The sequence below is a fragment of the Methanocorpusculum petauri genome (assembly GCF_026891975.1).
GTDB lineage: Archaea > Halobacteriota > Methanomicrobia > Methanomicrobiales > Methanocorpusculaceae > Methanocorpusculum > Methanocorpusculum petauri.
Window position 1 is genome coordinate 37,433 of record NZ_JAPTGB010000015.1, and the last position, 20,918, is coordinate 58,350.

The 20,918-nt window shown below is 52.6% G+C and carries 22 protein-coding genes and 2 tRNA genes; 8 read left to right on the top strand and 16 right to left on the bottom strand.

Features of this window, described 5'->3' with window-relative positions:
• Position 1: 1 nt before the first annotated feature.
• Together O0S10_RS07520 and O0S10_RS07525 are read right to left on the bottom strand one after the other, a co-directional pair.
• Entirely contained in the window at positions 2-1,009 is a 1,008-nt protein-coding gene (locus O0S10_RS07520) for a TFIIB-type zinc ribbon-containing protein (RefSeq protein WP_268925272.1), read from the bottom strand.
• Positions 1,006-1,767: a TFIIB-type zinc ribbon-containing protein gene (locus O0S10_RS07525; RefSeq protein ID WP_268925273.1), complete on the bottom strand. Its 762-nt coding sequence runs from the start codon at positions 1,765-1,767 to the stop codon at positions 1,006-1,008. The genes O0S10_RS07520 and O0S10_RS07525 overlap by 4 nt, the downstream gene beginning before the upstream one ends.
• Before the next feature lie 348 nt (positions 1,768-2,115).
• On the opposite strand from O0S10_RS07525, the gene O0S10_RS07530 reads away from it, so the two are divergent.
• Positions 2,116-2,646 (top strand): snRNA-activating protein complex subunit, encoded by a 531-nt coding sequence (locus O0S10_RS07530; RefSeq protein WP_268925274.1) that lies wholly within the window; start codon positions 2,116-2,118, stop codon positions 2,644-2,646.
• A 122-nt stretch (positions 2,647-2,768) separates the two neighbouring features.
• On the opposite strand, the gene O0S10_RS07535 is transcribed toward O0S10_RS07530, so the two are convergent.
• The gene (locus O0S10_RS07535; RefSeq protein ID WP_268925275.1) at positions 2,769-4,031 is read right to left on the bottom strand and encodes a hypothetical protein; all 1,263 of its coding nucleotides are present in this window, start codon (positions 4,029-4,031) and stop codon (positions 2,769-2,771) included.
• Positions 4,032-4,320: 289 nt separating this feature from the next.
• Between O0S10_RS07535 and O0S10_RS07540 the strand changes: the two genes are divergently transcribed.
• Complete coding sequence (locus O0S10_RS07540) at positions 4,321-4,680, top strand: hypothetical protein (protein ID WP_268925276.1); 360 nt, start codon at positions 4,321-4,323, stop codon at positions 4,678-4,680.
• Here O0S10_RS07540 and surE read toward each other — a convergent pair.
• From surE to O0S10_RS07565, 5 genes are read right to left on the bottom strand one after another with little or no spacing between them, the layout of a single operon-like run.
• On the bottom strand, positions 4,668-5,459 hold the full coding sequence (gene surE, locus O0S10_RS07545; RefSeq protein ID WP_268925277.1) for a 5'/3'-nucleotidase SurE: 792 nt from the start codon (positions 5,457-5,459) through the stop codon (positions 4,668-4,670). The genes O0S10_RS07540 and surE overlap by 13 nt on opposite strands.
• Positions 5,460-5,648, bottom strand: coding sequence for a hypothetical protein (locus O0S10_RS07550; RefSeq protein WP_268925278.1), 189 nt, complete (start codon positions 5,646-5,648; stop codon positions 5,460-5,462).
• Between the two features lie 24 nt (positions 5,649-5,672).
• Positions 5,673-6,050 carry a YigZ family protein gene (locus tag O0S10_RS07555; protein WP_268925279.1) on the bottom strand — a complete coding sequence of 126 codons (378 nt, stop codon included), beginning with the start codon at positions 6,048-6,050 and terminating at the stop codon, positions 5,673-5,675.
• Positions 6,051-6,650, bottom strand: a complete 600-nt coding sequence (locus O0S10_RS07560) for a DUF5591 domain-containing protein (RefSeq protein ID WP_268925280.1) — start codon at positions 6,648-6,650, stop codon at positions 6,051-6,053.
• 6 nt (positions 6,651-6,656) lie between these two features.
• Positions 6,657-6,914 (bottom strand): PspC domain-containing protein, encoded by a 258-nt coding sequence (locus O0S10_RS07565; protein WP_268925281.1) that lies wholly within the window; start codon positions 6,912-6,914, stop codon positions 6,657-6,659.
• Between the two features lie 35 nt (positions 6,915-6,949).
• Between O0S10_RS07565 and O0S10_RS07570 the strand changes: the two genes are divergently transcribed.
• Entirely contained in the window at positions 6,950-7,525 is a 576-nt protein-coding gene (locus O0S10_RS07570) for a flavin reductase family protein (protein ID WP_268925282.1), read from the top strand.
• Between the two features lie 12 nt (positions 7,526-7,537).
• On the opposite strand, the gene O0S10_RS07575 is transcribed toward O0S10_RS07570, so the two are convergent.
• From O0S10_RS07575 to O0S10_RS07610, 8 genes are all read right to left on the bottom strand, one after another.
• Positions 7,538-8,689 (bottom strand): aldo/keto reductase, encoded by a 1,152-nt coding sequence (locus O0S10_RS07575; protein ID WP_268925283.1) that lies wholly within the window; start codon positions 8,687-8,689, stop codon positions 7,538-7,540.
• A 196-nt stretch (positions 8,690-8,885) separates the two neighbouring features.
• Complete coding sequence (locus tag O0S10_RS07580; protein WP_268925284.1) at positions 8,886-9,317, bottom strand: FKBP-type peptidyl-prolyl cis-trans isomerase; 432 nt, start codon at positions 9,315-9,317, stop codon at positions 8,886-8,888.
• Positions 9,318-9,495: 178 nt separating this feature from the next.
• Positions 9,496-11,100, bottom strand: coding sequence for a DNA-directed RNA polymerase subunit A'' (gene rpoA2, locus O0S10_RS07585; RefSeq protein WP_425438310.1), 1,605 nt, complete (start codon positions 11,098-11,100; stop codon positions 9,496-9,498).
• 2 nt (positions 11,101-11,102) lie between these two features.
• Positions 11,103-13,772 carry a DNA-directed RNA polymerase subunit A' gene (locus O0S10_RS07590; protein ID WP_268925285.1) on the bottom strand — a complete coding sequence of 890 codons (2,670 nt, stop codon included), beginning with the start codon at positions 13,770-13,772 and terminating at the stop codon, positions 11,103-11,105.
• A gap of 1 nt (position 13,773) precedes the next feature.
• Positions 13,774-15,687, bottom strand: coding sequence for a DNA-directed RNA polymerase subunit B' (locus O0S10_RS07595; protein ID WP_268925286.1), 1,914 nt, complete (start codon positions 15,685-15,687; stop codon positions 13,774-13,776).
• Positions 15,688-17,241, bottom strand: a complete 1,554-nt coding sequence (locus tag O0S10_RS07600; protein WP_268925287.1) for a DNA-directed RNA polymerase subunit B'' — start codon at positions 17,239-17,241, stop codon at positions 15,688-15,690.
• Positions 17,242-17,256: 15 nt separating this feature from the next.
• Entirely contained in the window at positions 17,257-17,505 is a 249-nt protein-coding gene (locus O0S10_RS07605; RefSeq protein ID WP_268925288.1) for a DNA-directed RNA polymerase subunit H, read from the bottom strand.
• A 199-nt stretch (positions 17,506-17,704) separates the two neighbouring features.
• Positions 17,705-17,778: transfer RNA gene (locus O0S10_RS07610), tRNA-Lys, on the bottom strand.
• Between the two features lie 295 nt (positions 17,779-18,073).
• Here O0S10_RS07610 and O0S10_RS07615 point away from each other — a divergent pair.
• The 5 genes from O0S10_RS07615 (at position 18,074) to O0S10_RS07635 (ending at position 20,576) form a co-directional block, all read left to right on the top strand.
• Positions 18,074-18,538 carry a phosphate-starvation-inducible PsiE family protein gene (locus tag O0S10_RS07615; protein ID WP_268925289.1) on the top strand — a complete coding sequence of 155 codons (465 nt, stop codon included), beginning with the start codon at positions 18,074-18,076 and terminating at the stop codon, positions 18,536-18,538.
• Positions 18,539-18,625: 87 nt separating this feature from the next.
• Positions 18,626-18,698, top strand: a tRNA-Pro gene (locus O0S10_RS07620).
• A 30-nt stretch (positions 18,699-18,728) separates the two neighbouring features.
• Entirely contained in the window at positions 18,729-19,586 is an 858-nt protein-coding gene (locus O0S10_RS07625; RefSeq protein ID WP_268925290.1) for a damage-control phosphatase ARMT1 family protein, read from the top strand.
• A gap of 224 nt (positions 19,587-19,810) precedes the next feature.
• Positions 19,811-20,101 (top strand): 50S ribosomal protein L30e, encoded by a 291-nt coding sequence (locus tag O0S10_RS07630; protein WP_268925291.1) that lies wholly within the window; start codon positions 19,811-19,813, stop codon positions 20,099-20,101.
• A 1-nt stretch (position 20,102) separates the two neighbouring features.
• Positions 20,103-20,576, top strand: coding sequence for a NusA-like transcription termination signal-binding factor (locus O0S10_RS07635; protein ID WP_268925292.1), 474 nt, complete (start codon positions 20,103-20,105; stop codon positions 20,574-20,576).
• Positions 20,577-20,918: the final 342 nt, after the last annotated feature.

Sequence of the window (20,918 nt, forward strand, 5' to 3'; positions counted from 1 at the left end):
GTTATCGTTCGATCTCCCGGACAGTTTTCTGTCCAAATCCTTTCATCGAAAATGAGATGCCGCCGGTGAGTTTTCCTTCGGTGACTTCGGATCCGAACCGGAACATCCAGTATCCGGCAAGGACGAGGATGAGACCTATGACAAGACCGGAGAGGCCGGCAAGCGCGTACTCGGAGTTGGAAAACATCGTATACGCAATGCCGAGACCGGCAAAAAGACCGCCAAACCCTGCACCAAGACCTGCGGCAAGCGCCTGATAGGTCTGGTCGCCCGGCGCTCTCCCTGAGACGGGACTGCCGGAGACGCCGTCTAAGACGACGAAGTAGTCACGTTCGCGGTACTGGTAGCGGATAATCCAGTAGGGGTAATAGAGGAGCGAGAACTCGCGGGGGATGCAGAATGTTTTGGAGAACGTGAGTGTCTCAATGCCTGATGCAGCACGACGGTGGGCTTCCATTCTGATGTCAGTATCGGCCTGATCGTATGCTTCGTCCCGCGAGGAGGTAGTTTCAAAGACGGGGATATCGCCGTCGGTGTAGGGCAGGAGTCTGCCTTGCAGTTTTGGCGGAGTGACGATACCAAGATCACCGGTCTGGCAGGCGATGACGCTCCAGAGATATTCTGCATCAGAGCTGTCCTCGTGATAGGTTGTCTGGGTGTGTCCGTCTTTGTCGGTGTGGGTGGAGTAGCCGCAGGCGACTCCTTTGCCGGTACCGACCATGCGCCAGAAGGGGAGATACATGGGAAAGATCTCGGTGATCACGGCAGTTGCGGCGAGATCGCGGGCTTTAGGGAATGCCCCGAACCATTTGCGGGCAGCACTTTCCGCCCCGGTTTCGGTGACCTCCATTTTGTACATGAGGCGGGTAACGCCTGCATCATCGGCAGTGATGGCAAGAGCCGAGCCGCAGTAGGGACAGAATGCGAGTCTGCTTCCCTCGGTTACCTCAATTGTACCGCCGCAACCGGGACAGGAGAGACCAATAAGGAGATCGGGAACGCTGCTCATTTGTTGTCACCTCCTTCAGGGGTGCGGACGACGGCACGTCCTGTCAGCATGGCAAGGGCTGCGCCTGCAAAGACAAGAACATAGAAGATCGGGGTCGTGATGAATCCGAGAATGCCGCCGATGAATGCCAGGAGGAATCCTCCGCCGACGACAAGTGCGTACGGGGCTGCGGAGCGTCCGGGAAATCCGGAGGTGTGAACACGCCCCGATGTTCCCCCCATAACGGAGATGTAGTCAGTCCCCTGATACCGGTACCGGAAAACGAAAAAGGGCAGGTAAAGAAGCGCCTGCTCCTTCGCGGTGCCGGGAAGGTCTGCAAGGTAGGTTTCAACACTGATCTCCGGCTGAATAACCTCAGCCCCCCGGGTGGAAACGGTGGAGTCAAAGACCGTAATATCCCCGGGCGGGATCACCTGACTTTGCAGGCCGGGCAGGGTGGTCCCTTTGGCAGGTTTGATGATGGATTTTTCCTGACCGCCGACAACACGACGGAAGAGGAAGACAGGGAAATAAATTTTTTCAACGGAGGTTATCTGTGCTTCCCGTTCAAGATCTTTTGCAAGGGACGGACCTGCACACCACCGGCGGAAGACGGCACGGGCCTTGTCTTCATCGAGGATGAAAGGCATAATGTAGTTGAAGATGACGCTGCTTCGATCAATGTAGATAACGGTCCCGCAGTTTTCACAGGTTGTGTACTGCTTTCCGTGTTCAGCAATGGCCGGAGCACCGCACTTCGGACAACGGAGTTGCGACATGATATTATGAGAATGTTTTGGCGCTGATAGGGAGTTAATCTGTTGGTGACGGAAGGAGGGGTGAGAAAGAAAATCCGAAAAAAATCTTCCATTCGAAATACCCTGCCTGAAAAAACATCAGGAGCATAAACTGTATAACGATATATGCAGAGCATATCCTCCGGCATTTCCAAGAAGGCAGACCGGACGAAAAACAGAACCTCAATGAGAAGACGTATTATGTCAAATGCCACACTACTAATCTAACAGTACCAAATCAAACGGTACCGAAAAGTCCGCGGGGTTGAAAATCTCGCGAAATATTCCACGTGCGGAGTACGTGGACAAAATAATGGAGGTCCAATATACATGACGCTTGACAGTAGCGGGGACTCCCCGAATGGAAAAGAGGGGAGTACAGTATCTCCGTCCGAAACCAGCAGCAGAATCAAACAGATCATCTGTCCCGGCTGCTTCGAAGAGATGGCAAAAGAGGAGCTTATCGGAAACAAATGTCCTCTCTGCGGTTATCGTCTCGCACCTGAGGACATGGATGAGGAGATCCTCGAAACCGGTGACGAAGAACTCGTCTGGATGCTCACGCAGAATCTGCAGCGAACGCTCCTCACCTGGCTGATGGATCTGGGTGCTGCCCCCCTTGCGGCGTACCGGATTGCGTCAAGAATCTGCGATCAGGAAAATATTCCGGCAAAAAGCGGTAAAACAACGGCATTCTCCTTTACCGCACGGATGACCCCCGAGGAAAAAACTGCGGAGAAACGGTGCAGAGTCTGCGGCAAAACATTTACCGCAGGCGGCAGAAAGATCGTATCGGGCGATCTCTTTGAGCCGGAACCGTCCGTTGAATATTTCTGCGACGACTGCCGTCCGCAGAACTAAATTTTTTTATTTTTAATTTTTGCAGAACTGCGGGCGCTCTCATCGAATGATCCCTCCTGTCCCGGAGACGTCAGCAGGGAAAAATAGGGGAGATGTTGTGCCGGGGGCACGAAGTTTTCGGTTTACACGGAAGAGTATTTTCCACCGTGCCACCGGATGTGCAGTTCCTGCGAGATGGTACAGTTTGTGTCCGGTCCGGAAGAGAACAAACCATCGGAAAATCCATGATACACGTCAACAGTGTTTTTGGAGAGGGTATAGGTACTTCCATTGCGCGATTCCGACTGCGAACCCGTGATTTGCACACCAGCTTTAAAGATAAACGTTTGTTTTGCCTGGTTTCCAAAAGGATGAATAGTTCCCTCCCATTTGCAGATTCCACCAGCGGGACAGTCAAACGCAAATGACGCGTCAGGAATATCGGTTATCCATGAGAGAGAACGTAGTACGCAGACCGCCGGTTGTCTGTCCCTGCCACCGGTTGGGGCAGACCCGGATATCGATACGCCGGGAAGATGCGGTGCATTCCCGCCGGGATTGGAGTACCCCGGATCTATCGTAAGGGTAAACCGGTGATTTTTGTAAAAATTGTTCCGGGTTACTGTCCCGGGTGTCATTGTTATTTCAGACGTGGTGTAGAACCAATCATGATCCTGTTCTCCGGAATCCCAATACCACGCGGAGTGGAGTCCGACTCTCCCAAACTCCCCATAGTCCCGGATATCTCCCCGGGAAGAGATCCAACCGGAGTCTGCAACCGGTTCTGTCTCTGCTGCGCGGGATACAATGGAGTCAGCCGCATTCTTCGTCAGTTCATCCACGGCGTGCAGCCATTCTTGCAGACTTTGTCCGGCTGCTGCATAGGCTGCATCACCTGCGCCCGCGGTAACCGTGTAGGCATACGTCACGGTCTGCCCGGTGGGCAGGACCCGGAAACCGTAAGCTGCGAGTATTTCATTCTCCGTAAGGACAGACGACGAGATACCAGTACTCCCTTCCGATACCAAAGATGCAAATAATGCACTGTCCGACAGAGTACCTCGCAGGTTCCGGGACTCTTCCGAAAGACAGGAGTCGGAGAGAGAAACGGGCGCCACCGTATTTCCAAAGAGTGCAGTGTAGTTGTTCAGCAGAGTAATTGCTGCGGCGAACAGATCGTCGGGTGAAAGATCAGGGCCGCTTGCGGCAATAGTAAAGTCAGCGGGGTCATACAGGGGGACATCCGGGGGATTCCATTCTCCGGGGGAGGGAACAGCTGTCGCCACCGGGTCCGGCATCCCGGGTTTGCCGGACGCATCAGGAGTATCGGTGGCAACGAATATGATACCCGCAGCTGCTGATACGGCCAGTATCAGCAGGATGCCAAAGAGCAGCAGCTTCTTCATACAACAGATTATGTGATTAACATACTACATAAACTAATTGAGTGTATTTTCCAGGGAATTGAGGAAACATCGTCCCCATTACAAATTGTAACACAGAGCATTTACAAAAAAATAGGATATTTTTAATGATTTTGCGGGAAACAACGAGAATGCCGGAAACATCACAAAGTGCAATGGGTATTCTCCGTGTTGCGCGTCTTTCGCAGGGAGAGCACCGAGTAAAAATGCCGGTGTCATGCAGAGATAAAAGTATATATCCGCATATTTCCCATGTTGAGAGAGAATAATCATGGGCGATTTTTTAGGTGATTTAAAGAAAGGCCTCAACAAATCCGTTGAAGACCTCAATAAATCCGTAAAAACACTGGAGATTCAGTCAAAGATCAGCAGTCTCAAAAAAGACGCCGATGCAGTCTATGCCGAGATTGGCAAACGGGCAGTTGAGGAAAGCGGGCCGGAGAAATACGGTGAGCTTGGTGACAAACTACAGATTATTTTAGCAGAGATCAGAACCGAAGAGGAAAAACTTCCCGCCGATGCAGCCGAAACAAAGAAAACAAAAACCTGTCCGGGATGCAGCGCGGAAAATCCCGGCGATGCACGGTTCTGTTCCTGCTGCGGTGAGATGTTTGAGGATCAGAATCCCTGATCCGCAAGCAGTTTTTTGAGATCCCCGCACGCGGCAAAGGCCGTATTGTCCAGCGTCAGCGGCGTTACGGACACACGGTTATTCCGGAGAGCTGTCACATCCGAGTGCGGCTCGGGCGTATAGATCACATCTCCATTGATCCAGTAGTACGGCTTTCCGCGGGGGTCAATCCGTTTTTCCACATATGTATCAAACAGCCGCGTTCCAAGTGTTGTTACCTCGTAACCCTCCATGCGGCAGGCAGGAATATTGATATTTACCAGATGACAGTTTTCCGGCAGGCCGGACGCAAGAAACATCCGTGTCAGGTTCTCCACTACCTCTTTTGCCTGGGAAAAGTCCTGAGTGTGGCATCGCGGATCAGTGAATTTGTTGCCCTGATCACTCATCTGCAGCGAGTAGGCAAGTGCCGGAACTCCCTGGTTTGCAGCTTCCATCGCAGCACCGACCGTACCGGATGTGGTGATCGATTCATACGAAATGTTCTCGCCAAGATTGATCCCGCTCACCACCAGATCGGGTTTGAGGTTCAGACCGTACAGGCCGAGCAGCAGCGCGTCCGTTGGCCGTCCTTCCACACTGTAAGCAGTCCGATCGCCGATCCGCACTTCATTCATCCGGAGCGGTTCAAAGATTGAGATCGATCTGCCGACCGCGCTCTGCTGGACAGCCGGCGCTACCACCGTCACATCCGCAAACGCAGACATCGCTTCGTAGGCTGCCCACAACCCGCCGGAGTTCACACCATCGTCATTGGTGAGAAGAATGTTCGGCCGCATTTATTTCCGGCTGCCTTCGAGGAACTCGGCGGGAACTGCGTGGTCAAAAGTCGCACGAACATCCTGTGCCCGCAGGTAGCGGACCATCACGTTCACCGCGCAGTCCTTCCACTCATCGTTCCACCACTGGCAGTTCTCCGCAGTACAGGTACTGCCGTTTCTCATCGGGCATCCGCGTAGTTTATCCATGTTACTATTGTTTCCTTTCTGGAGCTATAACTTCTTCCGCGTCTTCTGGTACTCCGCCACCGCGCCTGCACCCGCCTCGCGGAACGCACGGGCAACGCCGGCAGGCCCGAGCTTGATACCGCCGAAGATGCGGGAAACCATGAGAACATGCGAGCCGAGATTGTTTCTCTCCATCACCTCGGCAAGCGCACGACCGGGCGAGCCAACTTCGCCGTCGGCACGGCTGTCGGTGACGTTTCCGCAGACCATCGCGTAACAGTGATGGGCGGCTTTTTTGTAGAGTTTATCGTGGATGGCACGCACCTCTAAAACATCGTCGACGGTGTCGATCTCATAGAGATGTGCGTAGAACTTGGATTTTTTTTCGTCCAGCCGGACAACGGAGACCTCGCGGGCAGTCATTCAGATATCCCTCACGCGGATGAGTGCTGCGCGGAATTCGTCAAGATACTCCTGCATGGAAAGGCTTCCTTCCGGGAACGGGCAGTCGGCATCGTAGAGTTTGTCGATCACCGGACGGGTCGGATAAATTTCAACCGGAATCTGTGTTTCCGCAACCGCTGCTTCCATTGCAGCGCGGAAAATACCGATGCAGTAGGCGATGCGTTGTTCGTAGGTGAACTTCGTTTTTTCGAGGTAGCCGATGATTCTCCGGGTCTCGATGCGGAGAAAGTCATCTTTGATGCGCTGGTCTTTGACGTTGCCGAGCATGTAGTGGTAGTGGGCATAGGGATACATCAGTTCGAGTTCTGCGGGAACGGTGCCGCAGGTGCCGAAGATGACAACATGGTACTGACCGGGGTCCGGGAAAACTTCGCCGAACATTTTGTGAAACAGTTTGTGACTCGGGCTCTGGCTGTAGGGTTTGCGGACGGCACAGGGAATAAAAATTGCTGTCTTGCGGGGTGCTACCGGATATTCGTCGATGATGTAGCGGTATGCCTGTTCAAACTGCGGGAGGTAGAAAGGCGGTTCGGTGAGATCGTGTGCATGGTCCTGCATCCGGTGTTACTCCTTTACTTCGAATTCGGCGTCGATGACACCCGGGTCTTTGATGGGTTTTCGTCCCGGAGCTGCGGGGAGGTAGAAGGATGCAGCGAGGTAGAGCAGGACGAGGATGATAGTCCAGAAGGGGAGCCCAATAAGGCACAGGGCGATGAAGAGCAGTCTGATAAGTATTGACGGAATTTTTGTGTATTCGGCAATGCCTCCGCAGACTCCTGCAACCCAGCGGTTGTTTGCAGAACGGTAGAGAGGTTTTTCCATACTAACATATTGTCCCGCGGCAAAAATATAGTTGTATGAAGCGTGAGATGCCTGCCTATGCGGTTCTGCCGCCCTGCCCGGTGACGGTTGTCTGTACGTATGATGCCGATGAAAAGCCGAATGGTCTTGCCGTGTCATGGACGGGAATTGCGGTTTCCGAGCCGCCGCATGTGATGATTGCAGTTCGTCCCGGCCGCTACAGTCATGCGGCACTGTGCGGACGGGGAGAGTTTACGATGAATATCCCGTCTGAGGATCAGATGCAGGAGGCCGATTATTTCGGGATCACGAGCGGCCGCAGAACGGACAAGTTCAGAGATCTCGGTCTCACTCCCGTACCCGCAGAGCATGTGCATGCACCGATGATAGCAGAGTTTCCGCTGTCTCTTGAGTGCCGGGTTGTGTCGCGGCAGGAGATCGGGTCGCATTCGGTGTTTATCGCGGAGATTGTTGCGGTACATGCGGATGAACAGATTCTTGATGAGAAAGGAACGATCGATGTGACCGCGATGCGGCCGCTCTCCTATGATCATGCGAAGTATCTGTATCTGGGACAGGGGCAGGTTCTGGGAAAGGCATTTTCTGCGGGAAAAAAGCTGAAAAAAGAGTAGGCGGGTAACGGATTATTCCGTCCGTTCGTGCGGCGGGGCAACCTCAAATGCCTTTGCCACATCTTTGAGAAGGTCGGTAATTTTCAGGTGCTGGGGGCAGTGCTCCTCGCACGCACCGCATTCGATGCAGTCGGATGCTTTGCCGGAGGTTTTGGTGTAGTTTTCGTAGTACTGCTGCTGCGGATAGTAGAAGAGATCGATGGTCTGCATTTTGTTGTTGTAGAGCGAGAAGTACTTCGGGATCGGAATATTTTCCGGGCAGGTGTCCAGGCAGTATCCGCAGGTGGTACAGGGGACGGCGATGTTTGCGGTGATGATCGCGGCGGCCTCTTTGACAATCCGGTGTTCCTCTTCATTCAGGGGAACGAAGTCTTTCATGTATGCGGTGTTGTCCAGCATCTGCGCAATCGTGGACATGCCGGAGAGAACCATTACGACGCCGTCAAGTCCTGCTGCATAACGGATCGCCCAGGATGCGGGAGATGCGTCCGGGTTGTACTGCCGGAACAGTTTTCCGGCTTCGTTGGGGACGTCTGCAAGGGTTCCGCCTTTCAGCGGTTCCATGACAATGACCGGAATCTGGTGGTTCCGGGCAACTTCATAGCATTTTCCGGACTGAATATCGGGATTGTCCCAGTCCAGGTAGTTTATCTGGAGAAGAATGATCTCAATCTCCGGGTGGGCACTGAGTACTTCCTCCAGCAGTTCTGCGTTGTCGTGGTAGGAGATACCGAGTGTTTTGATTTTTCCTTCGGTTTTCAGCTGTTTCAGAAAATCGAAGGTGTGAAACTTCTGTGCGGTCCGGTAGTTTTCCACATTGACGTTGTGCAGAAGGTAGATGTCGAAGTAGTCAACACCGGCACGTTCAAGCTGTTCCCGGAAAATTTTTTCCTGTTCTTCTTCAGTGGAGATCGCAAAGATCGGGAGTTTGCTCGTGAGTGTGAAGCTGTCGCGGGGGTAGCGTCTGACGAGGGTTTCGCGGATTGCTTCTTCACTTCCTTCATAGACATATGCGGTGTCAAAGTAGGAGAAGCCGCGTTCCATGAAGACATCAACCATGTTCTGCAGGGTTTTGAGGTCAATGTCAGTCATATCATCGGGGTTATTCAGCGGCAGGCGCATTAAGCCGAAGCCGAGTTTTTTTGCAAACGGATTGTCCATCATAATTCCAGAGGATCAGGTTTTGAGTGTCATACCAATAAGTTTCTCATTGCAGGGGGTCTTGTATCAGAGGTGGGAGACGTGTGTTGGTTTTGTTTGGATAATCACGGATGGGTGAAAGAAAAGAGATAATCTGACGGTGATGCGATGAAATATCTGCATCACACGACACCCTCCAAAAAAAGAAATATTTCTGGATTTATTCAGCGGCTATCTCCACAAGCGTGACGGTGAAGATCAGATCTTTTCCGGCGAGTTTGTGGTTTGCATCAAGGGTAACCGTTTCCTCATCTATCTGCGTGATGGTCACCGGAATCTGGTTGCCGTCGCCGAGCTGGATTAACAGCTGTTCGCCGATTTCTGCGGTGAAGCCCTCGCCGAACTCGCCGCGAGGAATGACGACGATCATCTCGTCGGACTTTTCGCCGTAGGCATCCTTTGCCGGAATTTCAATGGTGCGGGTCTCGCCGATCTCCATGCCGATAACACCGTTGTCAAACCCGGGGATCACCATGCCGCTGCCGACAACGAACTCAAGGGGGTCGCGGCCTTCGGATGAGTCGAACTGGGTGCCGTCGGTAAGTGTTCCGGTATAGTGAACACGTATGGTATTGCCGTTTGTAACAGACATACCGCTCATGTGGGTCGTGCGAAGTTAAGTAATTTCGGAAAAGACCGGGTTTTACTCGAAAAGTCCAAACCGAATTATACTGAAACAAAGTCTCGAGGATGCCATTACCACTGCGGTACAGTGCATTGGTTCGTGAAAAGAAATACCGCAAGTACAGAGAACAAAAAAAAGAAAAAAATTATGCGGATTTCGTCGGATTAACCCGGCGAACCATCAGTTTCACATCGCCCGTGCCAAGCAGAATCGGCTGACCGACAATAACGTTCTCCGTCACACCGGACAGTTCATCAAACTCATGGGCAACTGCTGCATCCAGCAGGTGGTTAACCGTAACCTCGAAGGATGCACGGGAGAGAACCGATTCCTTTTCGCCTGCAATACCGTGACGACCGATCTGTTTGACCTCTCCGTCCATGCACATAATATCTGCAACGAGCATAATGTGGCGGAGATCCACTGAAATACCCTGCTCTTTCAGCGTTGAGAATGCTTCATAGATAATTGCGGAACGTGCAGCTTCAATACCGAGCGTATTTGCAATCTCTGCAATATTATTCGTCCGCGTTCTCGTACAGTCCACACCCTCAATCTCAAAGACATCCTTCAGGTTGGAACCTTCTGTATGGAGAATGTACTCATCATTCTCCTTACGAACCACCACACGGCGGATATCATCAATACCCTGCACAATCACCTGACGGACATGTTCTGCCAGCTGGAACAGGTTCTGATACGACTCCTCATTCTTCGGGAGGAAACGGAGGATACCATCCTTCTCGTCAACTTCCACCTCGAAATCACGGTAGTGGCGCTTGTCCTTAATCTTCTGCGGGGCACGCTCCAGAATCTCGGAGACTGCAATCTTTCTCTTCTTGCACACCTCGCGGTTGATCTGCACAATCACGCACATATCCGCAATATCCGTCTCAATATCGCCGAACTCGTGCAGCGGGGCAGCCTCAATCTTCCAGGAAACTTCACGGGCCTTATCACGGTCCTCGCGGTATCCCTTCTCCAGGAAGATCGTCATCGTCGGTGTGGACGGTTCTTTCCTGGCGTCCATAATCTCAATGAGACGCGGCAGACCAAGGGTAACGTTAATTTCGGCCACACCCGCGTAGTGGAACGTACGCATCGTCATCTGTGTACCCGGTTCACCAATTGAGTGTGCGGCATTAATGCCCACTGCTTCACAGGGCTGAACACGCGTGCGATCATACTCCGCATTAATACGGGTCACAATCTCCTCGAACAGTTCATCCGGTACATCATGCCCTTCGTCATACTTGGAAGTGAGAATCTTCGTCAGTTCAGTTGTTGTTGAGACCGGCATATCCTCATCCACCAGACGGCGGATACGGGTCTTTAACCGGTCAAGATCAACAGCTTCCATCTCCTCGGGAGTCTTTGCCTCAAGCCAGATACGAATCTGATCAAACAGTGTTTTCGGAAGATCCCATGTATGCAGCAGCTTTGCGATCTCGCTTTCCGGCTCTGCCTCATCAGCGTTTGCACCCTTTTTTCCTTTGCGGGATTTGGGTATCTCCTCAACCTCAGAATCGTCATCCGATTCTGTGATCTCCTCGATAACTTCTTCGACTTCCTCAATCTCTTCCACTGATTCGGGGATACCTGCCTCGTACTCGCCGACCACGGCATCTTCCAGAGAGTCGCCGAAGCGGTCTTCTTCCTCAACCGGTTCCAGGGGAATGTCCTCTTCGATAAAGGAAGGTTCTGCAAACGGTGCAGGTTCCTCTTCAGCTTTTTTCTTTCTTGGCGCCATACTTACACGGCCTCCTTTAATACGGACTCAGCAATACCCTTCACATCAACCGGCAGACCGGATGCGGATTTTGCCGGATCGGTTCCATCCTCACCATACTTGAACTGAATGATCTTGCCTCCGGTACTGCGGACGGTACCGTCATATGCGACTTTCAGATCCTGCAGAGCGTTGATCATACGCCGCTGCAGGTAACCGGACTGGGACGTACGGACTGCAGTATCCACAAGACCTTCACGACCACCGATAGCATGGAAGAAGAACTCGGTCGGGGTTAAACCGGATTTGTAGGAGTTGCGCACGAAACCGTGTGCATCCGAACCCTTGTCACCACGCTTGAAGTGCGGCAGCGTGCGGTCCTCGTATCCACGAACGATACGCTCACCACGCACTGCCTGCTGACCGATACAACCGGCCATCTGTGCCATGTTCAGCATGGAACCACGGGCACCGGACACAGCCATTACCACTGCGGAGTTTTCGAATCCCAGGTGACGGGATGCAATTTCTCCGGTACGGTCACGAGCTTTACCGAGTTCTTTCATCACCTGCATTTCAAGTGTCTCTTCCTGGGTTCTTCCCGGCATGGGTTCAAGGTGTCCCTGTTCGTAGATGTTGATACGCTGGGCCACATCAGCTTCTGCTTTGTCAAGAACATCACGGATCTGCTTGTACTCCTCTTTTCCGAGATCGGTGTCGTTGATACCGTAGGAGAATCCGTTGATCATGATTGCACGAATCGACAGCTTGGTTAAATCATCGATGTACTCGCGGGCGCGTTTCATGCCGTGCAGACGAATGATACGGTTCAGAATCGCACCGTCCATTGCTCCGACAGACTTTTTGTCAATTGTGCCGGAAAGAAGCTGGCCGTCAACAATTCTCACGTATGCGTCATGCGGACAGAGAGTATCTTTTGTACAGGGATCGCAGTTTCTGCAGCAGGTTGCCTTGTAGAACATGTTGACGTCGTTTGGCAGAATCATCGAGAATGCCTGTTTGTTGCTCCAGTAGGGAATGCCGTCCTCGATTTTGCCGGGTTCGGGCAGATGCTCCATATCTGTGTACTTCAGCAGATAGAGGAACTGGGATTTGGTGTACCATTTGATCTGGTTGGTCAGGAGGAAGATACCGGAGATGTGGTCGTGCAGACCGCCGATAATCGGGCCGCCGAAACGCGGCGAGAGAATGTTTTCCTGAACAGCCACGAGAAGTTCTGCTTCGGCCCGCGCTTCTTCGGTCTGCGGGACGTGCAGGTTCATTTCATCCCCATCAAAGTCTGCGTTGTACGGAGGACAGACAGCCGGGTTTAAGCGGAATGTTCTGCCGTTCATCACTTTGATGTGGTGGGACATGATGGACATACGGTGCAGAGACGGCTGACGGTTGAACAGTACAATATCGCCGTCGCGAAGCTGGCGGTCGATCTTCCATCCCGGCTCAATCATTTCGGCGACGGTGTCACAGTTGCCCTCGGGACCTGCAATCAGGCGGATACGGCGGCCGTCCGGGCGGTTGACGTAATTTGCACCGCACGGGTCGCGGAGTGTGGGACGGTTCGGGCCGATCCGGATCATGGAACGGATATCTTCGATGTTCTGTTTGGTTACGCGAACCGGAACCGACATTTCGTTTGCGATGGCGAGCGGGACACCGACTTCACCGATGGAGAGGTTCGGGTCCGGTGAGATGACCGTACGCGACGAGAAGTTCACACGTTTTCCGGAAAGGGAACCACGGAACCGGCCGTCCTTGCCTTTCAGCCGCTGGGACAGCGTCTTTAAGGGACGTCCGGACCGGTGACGGGCAGGCGGACATCCGGCAACTTCGTTGTCCAGATATGTAGTCACATGGTACTGCAGGAGTTCCCACAGATCCTCAATAATGAGCTGCGGTGCGCCTGCGTCCTGATTTTCCTTGAACCGCTGGTTGATACGGATGATATCCACCAGCTTGTGGGTCAGATCATCCTCGGATCTCTGACCATTCTCCAGAATAATCGACGGGCGGACGGTTACCGGCGGCACCGGAAGGACGGTAAGAATCGTCCATTCGGGCCGTGCAACGGTCGGGTCGATGCCGAGCAGACGGAGGTCGTCGTCAGTGATCTTTTCCAGCCGTTCGCGGATGTCTGCGGAGGTGAGTTTGTGTTCGGTCTTGTGTACCTTGCCGTCCTCGCCGGTTTCGGTGACAACTTCAACGAAGCTTGTCGGCTTTTCGAAGTTGATCTTGAACTGCTGATCGCCGCAGTAGGGGCAGATGCGTTCCTTTTTGATGTCTTTTTCACCGATGGTTTCGGCCGAGTAGGGATCATCTTCGAGTGCGCTGAACCGTTCGATCTCTTCTTTGTCGAGCAGGAGTCTGCCGCATTCGCGGCAGGTTACACGCAGAAGTTTTCTGATGAGTCTCGTATATCCTACGTGAATCACCGGTTTTGCGAGATCGATGTGGCCGAAGTGACCGGGACAGTCACCCTGTTTCTGACCGCAGGTTTTGCAGCGGAGACCCGGGTCGATAACACCAAGACTCGGGTCCATCAGACCTTTCGGGTACGGGAAACCGTCATCATCGTAGGTGTCCGGCCAGATGACCTTGCAGACACTCATATCGCGGATCGCTTTTGGGGAGAGCAGACCGAACTCAATTTTTCCGATTCTCTTTGGGCTGGTCATGTTACACCATATCCTCCAGTTTCAGTCTGGGTGCAATTCCCATACTCTTCATTTCGTCAAGCAGCAGCTTGAACGCATAACTCATCTCTACTTCGTAGATGTCGGTCTCGGCACCGCAGGCAAGACAGCGGGTGGTCTTCTGCTTTGCGTCATACATCGCAACCATACCGCAGCGGGCGCAGACATACTGCTTGACTGCGTCGGATTCGTCGAGCAGACGTTCTTTTAAGGCCATTGCCGCACCGTGTCCGATCATGACATCACGTTCCATTTCTCCGAAACGAAGACCTCCTTCACGGGCACGTCCTTCGGTCGGCTGACGGGTCAGGACCTGCACCGGTCCGCGGGACCGTGCGTGCATTTTGGTGGATACCATGTGGTACAGTTTCTGGTAGTAGATGACACCGATGTAAATGTCAGCCTGGAATCTGCGACCGGTGATACCGTCATACATGACTTCACGACCGGTGTGGGCAAATCCTGCTTCGGCCAGTTCGTGGCGGAGCACCTGTTCACGGGTAAGCGTACTGTTTTCAATGTCTTTACCGATTTCTTTGTCATCAAGCAGCCGCTGCTGTGCAAACGGGCTGTCAAAGATCTGCTGAACCGGTTTTTTGCGGAATGAGGTCGCATTGACACGGGTTCCCATCAGGGAACCGGCTTTTCCGCCGATCATTTCCAGCATATGTCCGATGGTCATACGGGACGGGACTGCGTGCGGGTTGATGACGAGATCAGGGGCAATGCCGGCTTCGGTAAAGGGCATGTTTTCCTGCGGAGTAATCAGACCGCAGACACCTTTCTGACCGTGACGGGATGCGAATTTGTCGCCGATCTCCGGTACTCTGAGGTCACGGGTGCGGACCTTGACAAGGCGTGAGGAGTTCTCGGATTCGGTTACAATCACGGTGTCCACGATACCGGTCTCGTTGCTGCGCATGGTAATTGAGGTGTCACGACGCTTTTCAACAGCAATCAGTTCTCCGGTAGGTTCTTCAAGGAATCTGGGCGGAGATGTTTTGCCGATCAGAACATCTTTTTCAAGCACAGTGGTTTCGGGGTTGATGATACCATCGGTGTCGAGGTTTGCGTAGGAGCCGGAGCCGTGGGAGCCCTGAACTTCGTCGTCCGGAACTTCGATTCTGTCAACCTGTCCTCCCGGATAGCGGCGCTCTTCTCCTTCATAGGTTCTGAAGAAGTGGGATCGTCCAAGACCGCGTTCGACCGAGGCCTTGTTGAAGATGAGTGCATCTTCAATGTTGTATCCTTCGTAGGAGATGATTGCGACGCAGAAGTTTTGTCCCTGCGGACGGTTGTCGGAACCTATCAGCTCAGCTGCCTGGGTGTGTACCATCGGGACCTGGGCATAGTGCAGCATGTGGCCGCGGGTGTCGGGCCGCAGTTTCATGTTGGCCTGGGCAAATCCGAGTGCCTGTTTAATCATACCGGCACCCATGGTAACACGAGGGGATGCGTTGTGTTCCGGGAACGGAACGTGTGCTGCTCCGATACCAAGGATCAGCGACGGGTCGATTTCAAGATGTGTGTGTTCGGGGGTTAAGTCGTCTTCATAGACAGCGATGTAGAGATCATCCTCTTCTTCTGCATCAATGAACTCGATCTTGCCCTGATGAACGAGCGAGAAGAACTCATATTCACCGGATCTGACTTTTTCAATGTCTTCAGGGGTGACAGCGGGAATACCGTTTTCCACCACGATTAACGGGCGGCGGGCGCGTCCGCGATCGGTATTGATAACGATCTCATTACTGTAGTCTTTGTAGGAGATGTTGACCTCGGTTGGAATCTGACCGTTCCGGCGCATCTGGCGGAAGTTTTTGGTAAATCCGTCTGCATCGTCAACTTTGCCGAATAGTGCACCGTCAACGAACACTCTTGCCATTTTCTTTTCCATTTATTCACTCCGGATTGGTTCAATGTCCATGCTGCGGATAATGTGCAGCATCGCTTCTTCGTCTTCGATTCCTTTGCTGATCTCAACGAGCTGGGCGAAATTTTTCACCAGACCGCAGTTTGGTCCTTCCGGTGTTTCGGACGGACAGATTCGGCCCCACTGGGTCGGGTGCAGATCACGGGCCTCGAAGTGAGGCTGGGATCGTGACAGTGGTGAGATTACACGGCGCAGGTGGGAGATAACGGACATGTGGTCCACACGGTCCATCAGCTGGGATACACCGGTTCTGCCGCCGACCCAGTTTCCGGTTGCAAGCGGGTGGATTAACCGTTCGGTCAATACATCTGCACGGACGACGGTTCCAATGGCAAGTTCACGGTGGCGCATGCTTGCGCGTTCCAGCTGGTATTTGACGTCGCGGGTGAGTCTGTTTAAGGAGATACGGAAGAGATCTTCCATTAAGTCGCCGGCAAGTTTCAGGCGTTTGTTGGAGTAGTGATCCTTGTCGTCGATTCTCCTTTTGTTTAAGGCGAGGTCGAAACAGGCTTCGGCCATTCTTCCGAGGAATTCGGCTTTTGCGACGCGGACATCTTTTGCATACAGTTCATAGTTCTCATCTCCGGGTTTTAAGTGGGACGGGATGAGGTAATTTAAGTGCGGCAGGAGGTAGCTGTCGAGGACGAACTCGGCGCGTTTTCTCTGATAGTCCTTGGTCTGGTTCGGTGCGAGTTTCTTACCGACATACATGATACCTTCTTCGGAGGTTGCACACTCGGATTCTTCGAGGTTCTGCATCATGTAGGTTAAGACGTCTTCGGAGAGGGAGACGGCGGAGACAATTTCTTCGTCGGTCTCAAGACCTAAGGCACGCATCAGGTCCGCAAAGCGGAGGTGACCGGCAACGGACGGGAAGCTGACGTCAAGGAGATTCTTTTTGTTTTTCTCGACAACAACAAGGGCGCGGTATCCGCGGAACTGCGAGAATACTTTGGATACATGAATCTGTTCATTGTACCGCTCGGTGTACTCGGTCATAATTTTGTTGGAGGCAAGATCCTCAAGGGTCATTAATACCCGTTCGGTTCCGTTTACGATGAAATATCCTCCGGGATCGCTCGGGTCTTCACCCTGTTCGGTTCTCTCCGCTTCGCTGAGTCCGCAGAGGTTACAGACCTTGGATCCGATCATGACCGGAAGCTGGCCAATTGTTGTTTCCTGCGGCTCGAATTTCTTGTCGCCCTGATGGAGCGTCATGGTAAGAATCATCGGGGCTGCATAGGTAAGGTTACGCAGACGTGCTTCGGTCGGGTATAATTTGCTCTGTGATCCGTCCGCTTCACGGACGATCGGTTTTTCTACTCGGAGTTCTCCGAGTTCAACCCATACGGGTTCCTGGTTCTTTCCCCGGTTTACGATCTCTGTCTCAACGATACGCTGCTCGTTGACGACTTTCTGGAGGTTGTATTCCACAAAGTTGTTGAACGAGTCAAGCTGGTGACGGGCGACGTGTTCCTGGGAAAAGTACGCTCCGGAAAGTACACTTCTATCAATCAAGTATATCCACTCTGGTTATTTTTTCGGCCGTCTGACCACAAGGCGGTAGGAGGTAGCTTCACCTGCTGTCTGGCTTTTGCGCGTGATGCGGATGACCATTCCCGGTTTTGCTCCGCAGGTTTTGACGGCAGGATCGTCATGATACATTTTGGGAAGGTGCTCTTCGGTAATGTCATAGTCGGCAAGGAGTTTTGCAACTTCTTCCGGGGTCATGATCTGGTGATCGGGAACCATCTCATGGAGTAATACGTTTAGTCGTGTCATAGAGCTCCTAATTTAAGATCTTGATAGATACGGATGTCTGTGCTTGTGTTCAGAGTTCTCACCACATAAAAGTCTCAGAGTTTTTTGTTGACGCTTAGTTTTGATGTCCAACGGACGCGCCAATACACGCTGCCGAAAAGTAAATAGGACTGATCAGTTGTTTCCAATGATATCCTAAAAACCCATGGCGACGTGCAAGCGGGCCAGGAGGGAGTTGAACCCCCGACCTGCGGATTAAAAGTCCGACGATCTGCCTGACTGATCTACTGGCCCTTGTTGTCCTCTGGAAGGTAGCATCATTATTGGGATTGAAAAATATATATACATGCCGGTTGGTTCCGCAAGGTGCAGACTCCGCATGTTTCTGTAGGAGATGTTTGTTTCCCGCACAGACCCCAATTATGCCTTCGCGTTAAGTAGGTTGTCAGTTCGCAAATAATAAAGTGTCGGGTTTGTTGCGAGGGGGCGGAGGTCCCCGAGGTCAGGGTGAACTCCTAAGAGTTATATTGGTAAGACTGCCATAGTTAGAGTACACGATGCGGGTGTTCCCTCGTGACGGACAATTGATATGATTGATGATCCCGAACCGTTTGCCCGTACCCGTTCTGCTCTTGCCCAGGGCTGTGGTGCGGTTACGATTGCGATTTATGTGCTGATTGCAATTCTTCTGGTAGTGGCGGCGCTGATGGGCGTTGCTGAGACGGTAACGCTGGTGATGACGGCGCTGCAGGATCCGACACAGCATGCTTTGTCGAATGTTTTGCAGGCGATTCTTTTGATTATTGTGATTGCAACCCTGGTGGATATGGTTGCGTCTTATGTCCGTGCGGGACGGGTTCTGGTCAGGCCGATTCTGATTGCCGGGATTACGACGATGGTCCGGCGTCTGCTGGTGAGCGATCTGACGTTTATTGATATTATCGGGACGACAATCGTGATTCTCGGGTTAACGGTTGCGATGGTGTATGTGGGTCGTGATGAGCTGGAGATGGTGGAGCATCTGAAGGATATGAGGCGGTCGGAGGATCAGTGATTCTGTGTGCCGGTGTTAAAGTAAAAACTAATAAGGGACGTGCGTCCTATATGTATGATGCTTCATCCCGAAGGGAGGGGAGTATGAGGGGCCGTAGGGTAGCCTGGAATCCTAGGAGACTGGGGGTCTTCTGACTCGCGTTCAAATCGCGGCGGCCCCATCCGATTTTTTCGATTTTGGAGATGATGTTATGAGACTTGCACCGGAATGCAGAGCGTGTCTGCTCTCAAGGGTTGTTGCAGAGGCGGAATATGCCGGAGCGGATGCGGAGACGGTTGCTGCTACACTCAGATGTTGTACGGATTTGTACGACTGCCGGGCGAGCGAGCCGATCGGTGCGTCGGTGATTGCCGGAGCGGTGCACCGGTGCTGTTATGCAATGATCGGATCGGCGGATCCTTATGCGGGTCTGAAGGTGCAGGATAATGCGGTTGCGGAAAGGGTTGCAGATGCGGTGCGGCCGATGCTTTCGACGGTGCACGATTATGTTGTTGCGGCGGTTATCGGGAATGCGATGGATTACGGGGTGGCGGGTCACGAGATTGCGAAGGATTTTACCGGGTATTTTCGTGAGATGTTTGCCCGCGGTCTGGCACTGGATGATACGGAGAGAATTCTTGCGCTCGCGAGGCGGGTTGTGTACTGTACTGATAACTGCGGCGAGGTTGTGTTTGATAAGATGTTGTGCGGGGAGCTGCGCAGGCGCGGTAGTCATGTGACGATTGTGGTGAAGGATCAGCCGATGCTTAATGATGTGACGATTGTGGAGGCAAGGAGTCTGGGGCTGGAGGAGGCTGCGGATGCGGTGTATCATGCGGGGGGAGGGGCGCAGCTTGGTCTGCATCCGGAGTTGTATCCACCGGAGGTTGTTTCTGCGATGCAGGATGCGACGCTGATCATTGCGAAGGGTCTTGCAAATTATGAGAGTCTGACGGAGTATGAGGGGCTGCCGCCGGTTGCGTATCTGATGACGGTGAAGTGCGAGCCGGTTGCCCGGCATGTGGGAGCTAAGAAGGGCGATCTGATTGCGGTGTTGCGGTATCAGTGAAGTGGCGGGATGCCGGTGCGGTCCTGGGTGACAGGATATATTCATTATCTGCGGAGTACAAGATATAGAGAGTTTCTTCGGGAGGCTCTGCGGGGCTGATCGGAGACTGCCGCAACCCGTAGCCAGGGTGCGGCTCCTGCGGGAAGATTCGGATTTTATGGGGGCCACCTCCCCTGGTGCCGGATCGGAGTGCAGAACTACCACAAAAAACTGGTGAATCTACGATGGATTTCAATTTATCCCTGAGAAGGGCAATTAAGACCGGTAAGGTCGTTTTAGGACAGAATAGTGTTGAGAAAGTTATTGCGGAGAGCAAAGCGGAACTCGTTATCGTTGCAGATAATGCACCGATGAAAGTCCGGGAAATGATTGCTGCAGCGGAGAATCTTCCGCTTTATGAATTTAACGGCAGTTCCCGTCAGCTCGGCAAAGAGTGCGGTCGCGATCACATGATCAGTGTCCTTGCTATCGTTGATGCAGGCGAGTCTGATATTCTGAGCCTGAAGAGAGCATAATATGAGTGAAATAACAATTTCCGAAGATGCAATGCGCATGATCGCGCAGTTTGAGAACCTGACCGGTGCAGGTGCACGCGATTGTGTGGTTGATGATAAATTCGACCGCATTCTTTTCGTTATCAATCCGGGAGAGATGGGCCTTGCAATCGGAAAGAAGGGTGCAAGTATTAAGAAGGCATCCGATGCGTTTGGCAGGAAGGTTGAGGTTGTTGAGTACAATCCTGACAAGGTTCAGTTCATTCGCAATTGTTTCCTGCCGGTGCAGGTTATGACCGTGACGTTTGAGGAGGACGAAGACGGTGAGATCGCCTATGTTGAGGTTCGTGATGATGACCGCGGCCTTGCAATCGGTAAAGAGGGCAGAAATATTATCAAAGCAAAGAAACTCGCGTTCCGCCAGTTTGATGTCAATAATGTTGAGCTCAAGCAGGATGAGGAGGAGGAAGACGAGTTTGATGATGACGAGCTGTGAGTTCAGCCCGTTGTTTTCTTTTTTTTCGTGTTTTTTGAAGAGAGTTGTGTGAGTTTTTTTCCGGAAAAAAAACGAGCGAAATATTTTTGTTGTGTTGCCGGGTGTTTTTTCGGAGATGGTTCCGGAAAAAAAGTGTTCGGGAGGATTAGTTCCGGTCTTCGTTTGCGGTGGTCTTGCTTGGAGTAACCACGGGTGAAGCGGTGTTTGGGAGTCTTTTGCGGTGGTTTTACTTGGAGTAACCACGGAAAACACAGACCAAACGGAATTCCACGGAAAAAAAACACGGAATACCGCTTCGCTTACGGAACAACACGGAAAGAATAAGGAAGCGGGAAACACCTG